Raw genomic sequence first — 16,417 nt, forward strand, 5'->3', positions numbered from 1 at the left:
CGACCACCCGGGGCCGGCGGCGCTTGATGATGCGGATGATCTTGTTTTCGCCAAAAGACATGCTGAATTCCTACTTTCTGAGATAACGGCTGATTTCCCGGTGGGTAATGTCAACCGGATATTTTTCAGACAAGTCGCGCGCCAGCTGCTGGGCGATCGAAACGCTGCGGTGCTGACCGCCCGTGCAGCCGATGGCGATCGTCAGTTTTTCCTTGCCTTCGTCAATGTAGCCGGGAATTGCTGTCAACAAGAGGTCCAGCAGCTTGCCATAAAAGACCTTGGTTTCATCCTTGTCCATGACATAGTTGAAGACCCGCTTGTCCAGCCCCGTGAAGGGACGCAGTTCCGGAATGTAGAAGGGATTAGGCAGAAAGCGGACATCCATGACGATGTCAGCATCAATTGGCATTCCATATTTGAAGCCGAAGGACATGACCTCAATCCCGAATTTTGGCTTGTGGAGTTCCCCGAATTTGCTCTGCAGCTTCTGCTTCAGTTCCTTCGTCGTCATCTTGGAGGTATCCAAAATGTAGTTGGACCGGTTTCTGACCGGAGTCAAAATGCGGCGTTCATCCCGGATCCCGTCTAAAAGGCGGCCGTTTTCCGCTAAAGGCGGCAGGCGGCGGGTTTCCTTGTAGCGGGCCACCAAGGTGTCGTCAGAAGCTTCCAAAAAGACAATCGTGGCCTGGGTCTGGCCGCTGTCTTCCAGGGAGTTGATTTCGTCGATTAGGTCCTTGTAGAAGGACTTGACCCTGAGGTCGATCACCACGGCAACTTTTTCAAAGTCTTCCGAAGTGTTCATCAAGTCCCAGAAATTGCCCAGCAATTCCGGGGGCAGGTTGTCAACCACGAAGTAGCCGACATCTTCTAATGAGTGGGCGGCAACCGTCTTGCCGGCCCCGCTCATCCCCGTCAAAATCAACAGCTGTTTCTTGTGTTTTTCATGCATGATTCCGTATTGCTCCCATAAAACGTTAAACTCTATCATACCGGGCGTGCCGCGTCTTGGCAATTATTTTGCCCTAGCTGCATTCCTATTCTCCACTATTTTTATAAAAAATCCCCTAAGCCGTAGACCCTTCTCCCTTGAAAACCGGTCAAGGTCTCAGCGTGGACCAAGGCACTCAAGACCGCTTCTTCGATTGTCTCCGCCCCGGCTTCAAAGACCGGGTCCAGCTGGCTGTCCGGCAAAAAGCTAAAGCTTTCCGCTTCTTTAGCGAAATGGCTGACCCTTTGCGCCGTGGAAAAAGCCAGGGCAATGTCGCCAGAACCATCGCCGATATACGACCCGGTTCTGGCTAAGCCAACCGCGCTCCGGCGGGCCAGGCGGCCTAGTTGCCGGCTGGAGAGAGGCAGGTCGGTGGCGATCACCATCACGATTGACCCCCGGCCTTTTTGATAGCGGGCATAAAGCTGGTTATTTTCTGCTTTCGCCAGAGCCAAAACGGCATCTTTTAGTTCCTGGCCCAAAAGGCGGCTGCCAGCCCGCAACTTGCCAAAAGCCCCGAAATTGGCGCAGACCAGGCTGGCTACGTGATATTGTTCCAAAAGCCGTGAAGCTGACCCGATGCCGCCCTTAAAGCCTAAACAGCGCATACCGGTTCCGGCACCGACATTACCTTCCAGCAGGGGCGGATTACCCTCAGCTAAAGCTAAAGCCGTCAGAGCATCGCTCTCTTTAACCGGCAGGGACCTAATATCATTCAAATCCCCGTCGTTACACTCCATTACGACCGGGTTAACCGTCCCGGTTGTGAGTCCGATCTCCGGGTTCCGGTCCAGCATGTAGCGGGTCAAGGCCGTCCAGCAGGTCCCCACGGCCAGGGTGTTGGTCATGATCTCCAAAGTACCCAGCTCATTGATCTGAACCAGGCCGGTAGTTTTGCCGAAGCCGTTGATGACCTGGCCGCTGGCCAGCATTTTTTGCTTAAAAATATCACTCCCGAGCAAGATTGCCGTGACGCCGGTATTAACCCCGCCCTTTCGCAGGGTCACCTGGCACACCTTGATCCCCGGAACATCGGTTATGTCGTTTTTCTCTCCGGTTTGATAAGCCCGGGGCAAAAACAGTTCTCCTTTTAAGCCCATCTTCCACCTCAGATTTCCGTCATGAACATTTTCACCGTCAAGAGTTCCATAATGCTCTTGGCCCGGTAGGAAACGATCCGCTCGCCTGCTCGCTCAGCTCCCGGGTAAAAAGAAGCGGCTCTGGCCCGGCCTGCTGAAGAAAAGCAGAATTCCAGCAGGTATTCGTCAGCTAAAAGCGGCAGACCACCGGGCCCCGCCAAGGCTTCCTTGATCCCGGTCGCGATGCCCGCTGCGACTTCCTGGGGGCTCTTATTGACAGTCGCGATGCCCACTCCTTTTTTAGTGGCGCAGGTCATGATGCCCGGGCAAAAGTCCTCAGCCCGCCGGCAAATTCCGGCATCCCCGGCCAGGAAAAGTGAGGGTACCCCGTACTGGGCCGCGCAGAGGCTGTTGAAGGTAAATTCCGAGGCCAATTCCCCGTTCAGCTTGACCCAGGAATACCAGACATGTTCCACTGTATGGTCCAAGGGCGTTTCGCTGGAGCCGGCCGGAGAGTGGCTGCCGATATGGATTGCCCCGGCATAGTCGGATGAAATTCCCGCCATCATTTCTTCTGGTGAAGAGTCCCAGCCCTGGATCAGTTCCGTGCCCGCCGGCAACAGGGCCGGATCCAGATTGATCCCGTCCTCATGCCCGTCTTTGACGGTCACCTGGTAGCCGGCCTGCTGGCAGGCCTTGACCGCGGCCACGGTTTCCCGGGTCATTCCAGGTCATTTCTTTTAAAGACAGGTCATAGCCCTTGTGGCCATAATGGGTCTCTAGTAACGCCGGCGCAGCCCTCCATGTCGCAGGAAATATAAATCTTTTTCTCCATTTTCCCTTGCCTCCCTGCTTTTACTTTTTCCTTACACTTTTTATTACCATCAAAAAAACTGCCAACACTTAAACAATCTGTTAAGTATCGGCAGTTTAAAATGCTTAACGGTGCATAAAGGCCAAAGCAATCTCATTTATCCCGAAGATCATCAGGTAGATCGCGATCAAGTAGACCGTGCTCATCACCGCGATAATCGGTCTGAACAGAAGCATAACCCCGACAACCAGGCTCAGGATGTTCAAGAGCAGGTTGAAGAAGAAATACCAGCCGGTCTCAAAGAAACGCAGGTGCCAGGCAAAGACGATCCCGATCACCGAGTCGACGATGAACCAGATAGCCACCAAGATCGCGATCGTGTATGCCCCGACCTTGTTATCCCACAGGAAGAAGATCCCGATCAAAATGTCAAAGATCCCCGATAAAAGGGTCGTCCAAGACGGGCCAAAGATACCGTGAAAGCCGGCATACATGGAAATCCAAGCGCTCCCCTGCATGATCAACAAGACGGCCAGAACGATGACCAGGCCCCGCAAGCCCTTGCCAGGGTTGGCAAAGAGAAAAATGCTTAAAACGACGGAGATGACCCCAGCGATGAAGACGCCCCAGTCAAAGCCGCGTTTTTCGTTGTAGCCAGAATCAAACATAAAAATCACCCCTTCACACTGAAGTAAAAATTCTGACAATTATTTGGCTTCAACTTTCATTTTACAATACTTTGCTAAAAAAGGTTTAAGGCGTGATTAAGATTCTTTTTCTTTATTTGCAAGACTGCTTTCAGTCAAAGCTTTGTCCCGGCCCAAAACTGGCTTGAGATACTTGCCAGTCCAGGACTCTGGGCAGTCTGCCACCTCTTCCGGCGTCCCCGTGCAGACCACCTGGCCGCCCCGCTCGCCCCCGTTAGGGCCCAGGTCGATCAGCCAGTCAGCCGTCTTGATCACGTCCAAGTTGTGTTCGATCACCAAAACCGTGTTGCCCTGGTCCACCAGGCGCTGGAGGACTTCCAAAAGGCGCTTGATGTCGTCGGTGTGCAGGCCAGTAGTTGGTTCATCCAGGATGTAGAAGTTTTTCCCAGTCGATAACTTCTGCAGTTCGCTGGCCAGTTTCATCCGCTGGGCTTCCCCGCCGGACAAAGTGGTGGCTGGCTGGCCCAGTTTGACATAGCCCAGACCAACGTCGACGATGGTCTGCAGCTTGCGGTGGATCTTGGGAATATTAACGAAGAAGTCACAAGCTTCACTGATCGTCATGTCCAGGACCTGGGCGATATTCTTTTCCCGGTAAGTCACTTCCAAAGTTTCAGAATTATAGCGCTGGCCATGGCAGACTTCACAAGGAACGTAGACGTCCGGCAGGAAGTTCATTTCGATCTTGAGGATCCCGTCCCCGTGGCAGGTTTCGCAGCGCCCGCCCTTGACGTTGAAGGAGAAGCGGGCCTTGGTGTAGCCCCGCATCTTGGCTTCATTGGTCTGGGCAAAAAGGGTCCGGATATCGTCAAAGACGCTGGTGTAGGTCGCCGGGTTGCTCCGCGGGGTCCGGCCGATCGGGCTTTGGTCGATGTCGATCACTTTTTCAATATTCTTCCAGCCGGTCAGCTTGTCATACTTGCCCGGCTTGGCGGAATTGTGGTTGAGCTTCTGGGCCAGGACCCGCTTTAAAATCTGGTTGACCAGGGTGGACTTGCCGGACCCGGAAACCCCGGTCACGACCACAAATTCACTCAAAGGGAATTCGACGCTGATATTCTTCAGGTTGTTCTCCGCCGCCCCGGTCAGCTTCAGCTTCTTGCCGCTGCCCTTCCGCCGCTTCAATGGTACCGGGATGAACTTTTCTCCCCGCAGGTACTGGCCAGTCAAAGACTTCGGATTGGCCATGACTTCTTCCGGCGTTCCGGCCGCCATAACCTCCCCGCCCTGGCTGCCGGCCCCTGGCCCCATGTCGATCAAGTAGTCAGCAGCCCGCATAGTTTCATCGTCGTGTTCAACAACAATCAAGGAGTTGCCCAGGTCCCGCATCCGCTTCAAAGAAGCGATCAAGCGGTCGTTGTCCCGCTGGTGCAGGCCGATAGACGGTTCATCCAAGACATACATAACCCCGGACAGGTTGGACCCGATCTGAGTGGCCAGGCGGATCCGCTGGGCTTCCCCTCCGGATAAAGTACCGGCTGATCTGGACAGGGTCAGGTAGTCCAGGCCGACGCTGACCAGGAAATTCAAGCGGTCGCAGACTTCTTTTAGGATCGGCTTGGCGATAGCAGCTTCCTGCTCACTTAAGTCAACTGCCTTGAAAAAGGCCAGGCCATCCTTGATTGACAAGTCACTGGCTTCAGCCAGGTTCTTGCCATTGACCTTAACGGCCAGTGCCTTCTCATTAAGCCGCTTGCCGCCGCAGACCTCACAAGGCAATTCAGTCATGTACTTGCCCATGACTTCCTGCATGAACTTGGACATTGGCTTGGCGTAGCGGCGGTCGACATTGTTGATCACCCCTTCAAAGGGCTGCTTGGTGTCGTTGACCCCGAAGTCCCCTTCCAGATGGAAGTGGATTTCCTTGTCTGACCCATTTAAGATAATGTCTCTTTGCCGCTTGGTCAGCTTTTTAAAAGGCTTGTCCATCGGGATCTTCAAAGCCGCGCAGGCCTGCTCCAGCATCCCCATGTAGTACTTTGACCCTGCCCAAGGAGCCAGGGCCCCTTCAGCCAAGCTCTTGTCCTTGTCCGGGATCACTAAGTCCGGGTCAACCGCCAGCATCATCCCCAGGCCATCGCAGGCCGGGCAGGCCCCGAAAGGCGCGTTGAAGGAGAAAAGGCGGGGCTCCATTTCCCCGACTGTAAAGCCGCAAAGAGGACAGGCGTAGTATTCAGAAAAACTGAGCTTCTCGCCCCCGATCACGTCAACGTCCATGTAGCCCTCAGACAGGCGCAGGGCTGCTTCAGCCGAGTCAAAGAGGCGGGACCGGATCCCGTCTTTGATGACCAGGCGGTCAACCACGATTTCGATATCATGGCGCTTGTTTTTCTCTAAAGCAAATTCCTCACTGGCGTCGTGCAGCTCGCCGTCAACGATCACCCGGACATAGCCGGCCCGGCGGATTCGGGCGAAAACCTCCTTGTGCTCGCCCCGCTTGCCCCGGATAACCGGGGACAAAAGCTGGATCTTGCTTCTTTCCGGCAAATCCAGGATCCGGGTCACCATCTGGTCAACCGACTGCCGCTGGATCAAGGTGCCGTCGTTTGGGCAGTAAGGGTGGCCGACCCTGGCCCAGAGCAGGCGGAGGTAGTCGTTGATTTCAGTAACCGTGCCGACTGTTGAGCGGGGGTTGTGGGAGGTCGTCTTCTGGTCGATGGAAATGGCCGGGTTAAGGCCGTCGATTGAGTCGACGTCGGCCTTGTCCATTTGCCCTAAAAACTGGCGGGCATAGCTGGACAGAGATTCGACGTAGCGGCGCCGGCCTTCAGCATATAGGGTGTCAAAAGCCAGTGAGCTCTTGCCAGAACCCGATAAGCCAGTAATAACGACCAGCTGGTCTTTAGGAATGGTTACGTCGATATCTTTTAAATTGTGCTCACGGGCACCGCGGATGACAATCTTTCTATCTGCCATTGAAGTCCTTGCCTTTCTTCTTAATCGGTTTTCTTACAGAGCCTTCCAATTCGATAATCGCGTCGCGGAGGTTAGCCGCGCTTTCAAAGTCCAAGCGCTTGGCCGCGTCTTGCATCTGCTCTTTCAAGTTGGCGATCATCTGCTTCTTCTGCTTGGCCGTCAGCTCGTCGAGGTTGAGGTCGGCGAAGGAGTCTGACTTTTCGGCTTCCTTGTCGGCCTTGACTACGGAGATCATGTCCCGGACCGGCTTGATGATGGTCTTTGGCACGATCCCATGCTCTTCATTGTACTTCATCTGGATGGCCCGGCGGCGGTTCGTTTCATCAATCGCCAGCTTCATGGAATCGGTGATCCGGTCAGCATACATGATAACTTCACCGTTGGCGTTCCGGGCCGCCCGGCCCATGGTCTGGATCAGCGGCCGGTAGGCCCGCAGGAAGCCTTCCTTGTCCGCGTCCAGAATGGCCACCAGGGAAACTTCCGGTACGTCGATCCCTTCCCTAAGCAGGTTGATCCCGATCAAAACGTCAAACTTGCCCAAGCGGAGGTCGCGGATGATCTGCATTCTTTCCAGGGTTTTAATGTCCGAGTGCAGGTAGCGGACCTTGATGCCCAGGTCTTTCAAGTAGTCGGTCAAGTCTTCAGCCATCTTTTTGGTCAAAGTAGTGACAAAAACCCGTTCCTTTCTTTCAATCCGCAGGTTGATTTCAGCAACCAGGTCATCGATCTGCCCTTCAATTGGCCGGACCTCGACCTTCGGGTCCAAAAGGCCGGTCGGCCGGATGACCTGTTCCACGATCCGGCTAGTCTGGTTTAATTCATAGTCACCCGGGGTGGCTGACACATACATGATCTGGTTGACATGCTGCTCAAATTCTTCCAGCTTTAGGGGCCGGTTGTCCAAGGCTGACGGCAGGCGGAAGCCATAGTCAATCAAGGTCTGCTTTCTGTTTCTGTCCCCGTTATACATGGCCCGGATTTCCGGCATGGTGGCGTGGGATTCGTCGATTAAAATCAGGGAATCCTTGGGGAAGAAGTCCAAAAGGGTGTATGGCGGCTCACCGGCTTTGCGGTTTTCCATCTGCCGGGAGTAGTTTTCAATCCCGTTGGTGTAGCCGACTTCTCTCAGCATTTCCAAGTCGTAGGTGGTCCGCTGCTTGATTCTTTCTGCCTCCAGCAGCTTACCTTCTTTTTCAAACTTCTTGACCTGGTCGTCCATCTCAGCCTTGATCCGGTCGATAGCCCCGGTCAGCTGATCATCGTTGGTCATGAAGTGGGTGGCCGGGAAAAGGGAGATGCTGTCTCTGACCCCGTGCACTTCCCCGGTCAAGGGGTCAACTTCGACAATCCGGTCGATTTCGTCGCCAAAAAATTCAATCCGGTAGGCCCGGTCAGAATAGCCGGCCGGGAAAACTTCCACGACGTCGCCCCGGACCCGGAAGCGGCCCCGCTGGAAGTCGATGTCGTTTCTGTCATACTGGATGTTGACCAAGTCTCTGAGCAGGGTGTTTCTTTCGTATTCCTGGCCAGTATAGACGTTTAACACACTGGCCGCGTATTCTCTTGGGTCACCCAAACCGTATATACAGGAAACGGAAGCCACCACGATGACGTCATTTCTGGACATCAAGGCGCTGGTGGCGGCGTGCCGCAGCTGGTCGATTTCGTCGTTGATCGAGGCGTCTTTTTCAATGTAAGTGTCTGACTGGGGCACGTAGGCTTCCGGCTGGTAGTAGTCATAGTAAGAAACGAAGTATTCCACGGCGTTGTTCGGGAAAAATTCCTTAAATTCATTGTAGAGCTGGCCAACCAGGGTCTTGTTGTGGGTAATGACCAGGGTCGGCTTGTTCATTTTGGCAATTACATTGGCCATGGTATAGGTCTTCCCCGTCCCCGTTGCCCCCTTGAGGATCTGCTCTTTATCGCCGGCTTGAAAACCGGCCGTCAGCTGGTCGATGGCCTGCTGCTGGTCACCGGCCGGCTTATATGGTGAGACGAGTTCAAATTTGTTATTGTCTTGCCGTTTAATCACTTTTTCCCCCTTAAACTTGCAATAATCAGTCGTAATCTATTTTACTACCCGAACATAGATTCTAACAATATTTTGCTCAAAGAAAAAAAGCAGCAGACCACTTGTCCGCTGCTTTTAATATCTATTTCAAAAAGCCCTTGGCTTGCAGGTAGTTGTAAGCTTCTTGCCCGGCCACGCTGCCTTCGCCCACGGCGGTCGTTACCTGGCGCAAATCCTTTGGCCGCACGTCGCCGGCCGCGAAGATCCCTTCCTGCCGGGTCCGCATCAATTCGTCAGTAGGAATCCAGCCGTTTTCGTCCAGGATGTCCAGGCCATCCAGGGCCTTAGTCACTGGCAAAACGCCAACGTAAATGAAGACGCCCTTGGTGGCAAATTCCTTTTCTTCCCCGCTGACCTTGTCCTTGTAACGGATCCCGCTGACCTTGCCGTCTTCGCCGACGATTTCTTCAGTCAGGGCGTTCCAGACAAACTTGATCTTCGGGTGCTTGAAGGCCTTCTCCTGCAGTTCAGGCTTGGCCCGCAGCTGGTCTCTTCTGTGAACGACCGTGACTGACTTGGCTGACTGAGCCAGGTAAAGCCCTTCCTGGATGGCCGAGTCGCCCCCGCCGATCACCGTCACGTCTTCATCTCTGAAGAAAGCTGCATCGCAGACGGCGCAGTAAGAAACACCATGGCCGGAATAAGTTTCCTCTCCCGGCACGTTCAAGCGCTTGTGCTCTGATCCAGTAGCGATGATCACGGCTGGAGCCAGGTATTCCTCGCTGTCCGTAATCACCCGCTTGTAGTCGCCTTCCAGCTTGACGGCCTGGACGTCGCCATATTCATAGCTGGCCCCGGCGTTTTGCACGGTCTGGTACATCTTTTCGCCCAGTTCCGGCCCCTGAACTTCCACAAAGCCCGGGTAATTGTCGATGTCGGCAGTGTTGTTCATCTGCCCCCCGTAAATCCCCCGGTCTAAGAGGACCGTCTTCAGGTTGGCCCGGGCCGCGTAAACTGCTGCCGTCATGCCGGCTGGACCGGCACCAATGATTACTACGTCAACTTCTTTGGTCATAAACAGCCTCCTTGCCACTTACTTTTTATAAGTAATATCATACAGGATTTTCAAAAGATTGCAAGCCTCTTTTAAATTCTGATTTCCGGTCCCATCTGCCGGCTCATCATCAGCTTGATCTCATCGTCGATCTTGGCCTCCTCATAGAGGACCTTGTAGATGGAAGCTGAAATCGGCATGTCCAAAGAATACTTGTCGCAGATTTCGTACACGGCCTTGACGGTCGTGGCCCCTTCAACAACCTGGCCCATGTTGGCCAAGACTTCGTCCAGGGGCTTGCCCTGGCCCAGCTGGTAGCCGCAGCGCCAGTTCCGGGAGTTGACTGAGGTACAAGTAACGATTAAGTCGCCGATCCCGGACAGGCCACTGAAGGTCCAAGGCTGGCCGCCAAAGGCCACGCCCAGGCGGGTGATTTCCGCCAGGCCCCGGGTCATCAAGGCTGCCTTGGCATTGTCCCCGTAGCCCAGGCCCGCCAGGATCCCAGCCGCGATGGCGATGACGTTTTTAACAGCCCCGCCGACCTGGACCCCGATTGGGTCGTTGCTGGTGTAGAAGCGGACATAGTCATTTGAAAAAATCTTCTGCATCTTGGCCGCGTTGTCCAGACTGGTTGAAGCCAGGGTAATGGCCGTCAGGTCCTTTTGGGCGGTATTTTCCGCGTGGCTGGGACCGGACAGTACGATCATCTTGTCAAATCCGTCCGGGTAGATTTCGTCTTTAAAAATCTGCAAAACCAGCTTTTTAGTCCCCGGTTCAATCCCCTTGGTGGCCGAAACCAGGTAAGGCTGGCGGCCATTTTCGTCCAAGACCTGCCGGACCGCTTTAGCCACTGACCGGATCGCGCTGGTCGGCACGGCGAACAGGATAACGTCACAGTCTTTCAGAACCTGCCCCATGTCGGTACTGGCCCAAACGCTGGGGTTCAAGGTCCAGTCCTTCATGTAGTGCAGGTTAGTGTGATCTTGGTTGATCTCATCAGCAATAACTTGCCGGTGGGCGTAAAGGGCCACCTCGTGGCCGTTGTCAGCTAGCATGGAGGCCAGGACTGACCCCCAGGAACCGGCGCCTAAAACGGAAATTTTTGCCATTTTTTCTACCTCTCGTATGGATATTTTAAACCGCTTCCTTCAAGATACCACTTTGGCTTGACTTTGACACGCCGGTAGACAAATAAAATAACCACAGCGATTAAAAGCAGGAGGCTGAGGGCCTGGGAAACCCGGATGACGCCAAAGATATAGAGGCTGTCCGTCCGCATCCCTTCCACGAAAAAGCGGACCACGGAGTACCAGGCCAGGTAAAGCATGAAGACTTCCCCCTGCCTAAAAAGATGCTTCTTGTGGCGCAGGGAGAGGATGATGATCAGACCGATCAGGTTAAAGAAAGATTCATACAAAAAAGTTGGCTTGTAGTAGCTGCCATTAATGTACATCTGGTCGATGATGAACTGGGGCAAGTGGAGGTTTTGCAGATACTGCAGGCTGCACTTGGCCCCGTGGGCCTCCTGGTTCATAAAATTGCCCCACCGGCCCAGGACCTGGGCCGCCATCACGCCCGGCGCCACGATGTCCAGGACTAGAAATGGCGACAAGAAGCGCCGGTAGCAGAAGACCAAAAGGACGATCGCCCCGGCGATCAAGCCCCCGTAAATGGCAATCCCCCCGTTCCAGATGGCGATAATTTCATCCGGGTGCTGGGAGAAGTAGCCCCATTCAAAAATGACATAGTAGATCCGAGCCCCGATAAAGCCGATCGGCACGCCCCACAAGAGCAAGTCGATGAAGTCATCGCTCATGATCTGCCGCCTTTGCCCTTCTCTGATCGACATGAAGGTAGCCAGCAGGATCCCGCAGGCGATGATGATTCCGTACCAGCGGACGTGAATGTCCCCGATACTGAAGGCGATTGGATTCAGTGCTAAAGTCATTAGTCTGCTTTACCCCCTTTTTCTTCCTCGCTGTTTTCCGCGATCAGGCTGGTCAGGTTTTCATCAAAAGTCTTGGCCGCGTCAAAGCCCATGGCCTTGGCTCTGAAGTTCATGACGGCCACTTCCACGATGTTTTCCATGTTCCGGCCGACCTTGACCGGAATAGTGACCTGGGGAACCGCGATCCCGCAGATAATCCGGGTGTTTTCCTGAAAGCCCAGGCGGTCATAGTTGGCCTTGGAGTCCCAGTTGGTCAAGTTGATAACCAGGGAGATCTCGGTTTCCTCCTTGATGGCCCCAATCCCGAAGAGCTTGAGGACGTCAATGATCCCGATCCCCCGGATTTCCATCAAGTGCTTCAAAATACGGGGAGCTTCCCCGACCACGGTCTCGTGGTCTCTTTGGTAGACATCCACCCGGTCGTCAGCGATCAAGCGGTGACCGTGCTGCACCAGGGCCAGGGCGGTTTCGGACTTGCCGACCCCGGATTCCCCGGTCAAGAGGACCCCCATCCCGAAAACTTCGACCAGGACCCCGTGAACGCTGCTTCTTTCCGCCAGCTTGACGGCCAGGTACTGGGTGATCATGCTCATCAAGTAGGTCGTGGCGTCATTGGAAATCAAGATCGGGGTCCCGGCTGCTTCTGCCGCTTCTTTAAGTTCAACCGGCACCGGCAGGTTGCGGGAAACCAGCAGGCAGGGAGTTTCTTTCTGGCAGATTTTTTCAAAAACTTTCCGGCGCAGGTCGTGGTCCAGCCGGGCAGCGTAGGAAATTTCCGTTCTGCCCAGAAGCTGGACCCGGTCAGCCGGGTAAAAGTCAAAGTAGCCGCTCAATTCCAGTCCCGGCCGGTAAACGTCGGAAACCGTAATCTTCTTGCCAGACACGCATTCCTGTCCCTGCAGAACCCGCAGGTTGGAATTGTCATTAATGAGCTCAGTTAGTTTTACCGTGTTCGTCATCATGTACCTCACTATCATCAACATCTCGCACTGTCACATCTTGCGCCTGTTTCCGCGGCCGCTCCGGATCTGTCTGGCCTGGCTTGAACCTGTCGGGCTCCGGCCAGCTGGGCAGCTTGTATTTCTTCCGCCAGTAAAAGCGATAGTAGAGCCATAATAGCAAAATTACGACCAGGCCCACCGGCAGCAAGGCAATCAAGGTCTTGAAGAAAACCGAGAGCAGGGCCAGGGCGACTACCGCCGCCAAAACCAGCAGTACTATCGTGGTAAATGACATATTTTTCCTCTTATTCTGGATTTTCCTGGCTCAAACGCCACTGTAGGTAGGCGTAGATGAAGGGATCCAGCTTCCCGTCCATCACCCCGCCCACATCGGCGGTTTCATAGCCGGTCCGGTGGTCTTTGACCATGCTGTATGGGTGGAAGACGTAAGACCGGATCTGCGAGCCCCAGGCAATGTCCAATTGCTCACCCTTCAAGGCCGCCTTTTCCTTGCGCTTCTTCTCTTCTTCCAGGTGGAAAAGCTTGGCCCGCATTTCATTCATGGCCGTGTCCCGGTTCTGGAACTGGGACCGCTGGGCCTGGGAAGTCGTCACGATCCCGGTTGGGATGTGGGTAATCCGGACGGCACTAGAAGTCTTGTTAATGTGCTGGCCGCCCGCCCCGGATGACCGGTAGACGTCAATTCTGAGGTCCTTAGGGTCAATGTCGATTTCAATGGAGTCATCAACTTCAGGGATAACTTCAACTGAGGCAAAAGAAGTGTGCCGTCTTTTGGCTGAGTCAAAAGGCGAAATCCGGACCAGGCGGTGAACGCCGTGTTCAGACTTCAGCAGCCCGTAGGCATTCTTGCCGGAAATCCGGACGCTGACGCTCTTTAAGCCGGCTTCATCACCTGGTTCAAAGTTGTTGACTTCAAACTTAAGGCCACGGGAGTCGCAATAGCGCTGGTACATCCGGAGCAGCATGTTCCCCCAGTCCATGGCTTCAGTGCCGCCGGCCCCCGGGTGGATTTCCATCAAGGCGTTATGGTCATCATACTCGCCCGACAAGAGCAGGTTCAATTCATACTGGTGGAACTCTTCCTGCAGCTTGGCCAGCTGGTCTTCGGTGTCCTTTTGCAGGTCCGCGTCTGCTTCCAGGCGCAGCAATTCCAGGGCCGTTTCTTCATCGGTCAGGTCTTTTTCCAGAGCCAGGAAGGAGTCCCGCTTTTCCTTGAGCAGGTTGGTCTCACTGATCAATTTCTGGGCCTTTTCCTGATTGTCCCAAAAGCCCGGTTCCGCCATCTTGGCTTCGTTGATTTCAATGCTTTCGCTGATATTATCGAAGTCAAAGAGACCCCCTGAAGTGGTTAAGCCGGGTCCGCAACTCGTCTAAAGCATTTTGAATTTCATTGATTTCCATTGTCTTTTTCCTTTGCTAAAAATACTCTTTTTGTTTACTACAATTATAACCAAAAGAGGAGGCTCCCGCCCCCTCTTTGCTGATTTATTACCGACTCAAGTTGTTTCTGATCTGAGCCTTCATGAAGAGGCGAGTCACGTCAAACTCGATGTCGCTGATCATTTCTTCAAACATGTTGTAGCCGGAGTCCTGGTATTCAACCAGCGGGTTCAGCTGGCCGTAGCCCCGCAGGCCGATTGACTGCCGCAATTGGTCCATGGCGTCAATGTGGTTGGTCCAGTGTTCGTCAACCACGCGGAGGATAACCACCTTTTCAAATTCCAGCATTTGTTCCGGATCAGCCAGGGCAGCTTCCTTTTCCTGGTAGTTGTCTTCAACCAGCTGGTAAAGCTGCTGCTTAAGGGCATCTGGCGTGAAGGTCTTGAAGTCGATTTCTGAATTAACGTATTCTTCACTGGCCAGGCTGGAAACGATAAAGTCGCGCAAGGAGTCCAGGCGCCAAGTCGACCGGTCGCCTTGGGTGAACATATCCACTTGGTGGTCGATAGTCCGGTGGATCATCGGCATTAAGACACTCTTCAAGGACTGCTGCTCATCGATAACCTGCATCCGTTCCTTGTAGATGATTTCACGCTGGATCCGCATAACGTCGTCGTATTGCAGGGTCTGCTTCCGGATGTCGTAGTTGTTCCCTTCAACCCGCTTCTGGGCTGATTCAACCTGGCGGGTGATCAGGCGGCTTTCGATAACCTTGTCGTCGTCATTGGCGGACAGGCGGTCAAGGAAGTCCTTGACCCGGTCGCCCCCGAAGCGCTTCAGCAAGTCGTCTTCCAAGGACAGGTAGAAGCGGGTGTAACCCGGGTCACCCTGTCGGCCGGACCGGCCCCGCAGCTGGTTGTCGATACGGCGAGATTCGTGTCTTTCAGTCCCGATTACAGCCAAACCGCCCAGTTCCTTGACGCCAGGCCCCAGCTTGATGTCAGTCCCACGCCCGGCCATGTTGGTGGCAATCGTAACTGCCCCTCTTTGGCCGGCATTCATGATGATGGCTGCTTCCTTGGCGTGGTTCTTGGCGTTCAAGACAGCGTGCGGGATGTGTTCCTTGTCCAGCATGTGGCTCAAGCGTTCAGAAGATTCAATGGACACCGTGCCGACCAGGATTGGCTGGCCCTTGGCGTGCCGCTCCTTGATTTCGTCAACCACGGCCTTGTACTTGGAGTCCAGGGTCGGGTAGAGCAGGTCTGGCATGTCTTGTCTGATGACTGGCCGGTTGGTCGGGATGGTGATGACTTCCATGTTGTAGATTTCACGGAATTCTTCTTCTTCAGTCTTGGCCGTACCGGTCATCCCGGACAGCTTCTGGTACATTCTGAAGTAGTTCTGGTAAGTAATCGTGGCCTGGGTCTGGGATTCTTCCTGGATCTTGACCCCTTCCTTGGCTTCGATGGCCTGGTGCAGGCCGTCTGAGTAGCGGCGGCCTTCCATAACACGGCCGGTAAAGGAGTCAACGATCAGGACTTCACCGTCTTGGACAACGTAGTCGATGTCCTTGAGCATGATGTAGTTGGCCCGCAAGGCTTGGTCGATGTGGTGAACCAGCTTCTGGTTTTCAACGTCGTAAAGGTTCTTGAGGCCAAAGTGGTCGCAGGCCTTCTGGATCCCGGTTCTGGTCAAGGAAATAGTCTTGGTTGGCCAGTCGATCTTGTAATCGCCGTGGTCTTCATCGTCATCGGCGTCATTGTCGCTCTTGTCTTCCACCAGCTTCTTGACAAAGCGGTCAGCCCGGATGTAGTCAGCGTTGGCTTGCTCAGCTTCACCGGAAATGATCAAAGGCGTCCGCGCTTCGTCGATCAAGATGGAGTCAACTTCGTCAATGATGGCGTAGTTAAGCGGCCGCTGCACCATTTGTTCCTTGTAGACAACCATGTTGTCCCGAAGGTAGTCAAAGCCCAGTTCAGAGTTGGTTGAGTAAGTTACGTCGCAGGCGTAAGCTTCCCGCTTTTCTTCCGGAGACATGGTGCTGACGTTCAAGCCGACCGTCAAGCCCAGCCAGCGGTAGAGCTGGCCCATTTCAGTTTCGTCACGTCTGGACAGGTATTCGTTGACAGTAACAACGTGCACGCCCTTGCCAGACAAAGCGTTGAGGTAAACCGGCATGGTGGCCGTCAAGGTCTTACCTTCCCCGGTCATCATTTCGGCAATGTTGCCCCGGTGCAGGGCAATCCCGCCAAGGATCTGCACGTGGAATGGGTACAGGCCCAGAACCCGCTTGGAAGCTTCCCGGGATACGGCAAAGGCTTCCGGCAGCAGGTCGTCTAAGCTTTCGCCCTTTTCAATCCGGCTCCGGAATTCCGGCGTCTTGGCCTGCAATTCTTCGTCAGAGAGAGCGGCCATTTGGTCAGCGTATGACTCTACTTGGTCAGCAATTTTTTCCAAACGTTTAAGTTCTCTTTTATCAGCGTTGTATAACTTCTTTAAAATGTTTGCCATCTAATCGTCCTTAGTTCTGATATTTAGTCTAAAATCACAGAATAATT

Annotated in this window: 13 protein-coding genes; all 13 read right to left on the reverse strand. The window is 54.1% G+C overall.

Features of this window, described 5'->3' with window-relative positions; genetic code table 11:
• Nucleotides 1-70 precede the first annotated feature (70 nt).
• Nucleotides 71-949 carry an RNase adapter RapZ gene (rapZ, locus tag FD23_RS01245; RefSeq protein ID WP_002879973.1) on the reverse strand — a complete coding sequence of 293 codons (879 nt, stop codon included), beginning with the start codon at nt 947-949 and terminating at the stop codon, nt 71-73.
• Nucleotides 950-1,050: 101 nt separating this feature from the next.
• Complete coding sequence (locus FD23_RS01250; RefSeq protein ID WP_052933590.1) at nt 1,051-2,088, reverse strand: DmpA family aminopeptidase; 1,038 nt, start codon at nt 2,086-2,088, stop codon at nt 1,051-1,053.
• 8 nt (nt 2,089-2,096) lie between these two features.
• A complete protein-coding gene (locus FD23_RS01255; RefSeq protein ID WP_230844800.1) occupies nt 2,097-2,792 on the reverse strand; it encodes a M55 family metallopeptidase in 696 nt (231 codons plus the stop codon).
• Nucleotides 2,793-3,006: 214 nt separating this feature from the next.
• Nucleotides 3,007-3,549 carry an HdeD family acid-resistance protein gene (locus FD23_RS01260; RefSeq protein ID WP_025895243.1) on the reverse strand — a complete coding sequence of 181 codons (543 nt, stop codon included), beginning with the start codon at nt 3,547-3,549 and terminating at the stop codon, nt 3,007-3,009.
• 96 nt (nt 3,550-3,645) lie between these two features.
• Nucleotides 3,646-6,504, reverse strand: a complete 2,859-nt coding sequence (gene uvrA, locus FD23_RS01265) for an excinuclease ABC subunit UvrA (RefSeq protein WP_025895241.1) — start codon at nt 6,502-6,504, stop codon at nt 3,646-3,648.
• Nucleotides 6,494-8,536 (reverse strand): excinuclease ABC subunit UvrB, encoded by a 2,043-nt coding sequence (gene uvrB, locus FD23_RS01270; protein ID WP_052933589.1) that lies wholly within the window; start codon nt 8,534-8,536, stop codon nt 6,494-6,496. The genes uvrA and uvrB overlap by 11 nt, the downstream gene beginning before the upstream one ends.
• Before the next feature lie 121 nt (nt 8,537-8,657).
• Nucleotides 8,658-9,590, reverse strand: coding sequence for a thioredoxin-disulfide reductase (gene trxB / locus FD23_RS01275; RefSeq protein ID WP_025895239.1), 933 nt, complete (start codon nt 9,588-9,590; stop codon nt 8,658-8,660).
• Between the two features lie 71 nt (nt 9,591-9,661).
• Complete coding sequence (locus FD23_RS01280; protein ID WP_002879963.1) at nt 9,662-10,678, reverse strand: NAD(P)H-dependent glycerol-3-phosphate dehydrogenase; 1,017 nt, start codon at nt 10,676-10,678, stop codon at nt 9,662-9,664.
• A 5-nt stretch (nt 10,679-10,683) separates the two neighbouring features.
• Nucleotides 10,684-11,517 (reverse strand): prolipoprotein diacylglyceryl transferase, encoded by an 834-nt coding sequence (lgt, locus tag FD23_RS01285; RefSeq protein WP_003617271.1) that lies wholly within the window; start codon nt 11,515-11,517, stop codon nt 10,684-10,686.
• Nucleotides 11,517-12,476, reverse strand: coding sequence for an HPr(Ser) kinase/phosphatase (gene hprK, locus FD23_RS01290; protein WP_025895236.1), 960 nt, complete (start codon nt 12,474-12,476; stop codon nt 11,517-11,519). Before hprK ends, lgt begins: the two co-directional genes overlap by 1 nt.
• On the reverse strand, nt 12,451-12,753 hold the full coding sequence (locus tag FD23_RS01295) for a hypothetical protein (protein WP_025895233.1): 303 nt from the start codon (nt 12,751-12,753) through the stop codon (nt 12,451-12,453). Before FD23_RS01295 ends, hprK begins: the two co-directional genes overlap by 26 nt.
• 10 nt (nt 12,754-12,763) lie before the next feature.
• Nucleotides 12,764-13,880, reverse strand: a protein-coding gene (prfB, locus tag FD23_RS01300) for a peptide chain release factor 2 (protein ID WP_120490266.1) whose coding sequence is annotated in 2 segments (ribosomal slippage) — nt 12,764-13,807 and nt 13,809-13,880 — 1,116 coding nt in all. Because the reading frame shifts where the segments join, the coding sequence is not laid out codon by codon here.
• Between the two features lie 87 nt (nt 13,881-13,967).
• Complete coding sequence (gene secA / locus FD23_RS01305; RefSeq protein WP_025895231.1) at nt 13,968-16,370, reverse strand: preprotein translocase subunit SecA; 2,403 nt, start codon at nt 16,368-16,370, stop codon at nt 13,968-13,970.
• Nucleotides 16,371-16,417: the final 47 nt, after the last annotated feature.

It is taken from the genome of Lactobacillus delbrueckii subsp. delbrueckii DSM 20074 = JCM 1012, assembly GCF_001433875.1.
In the GTDB taxonomy this organism is placed as follows: domain Bacteria; phylum Bacillota; class Bacilli; order Lactobacillales; family Lactobacillaceae; genus Lactobacillus; species Lactobacillus delbrueckii.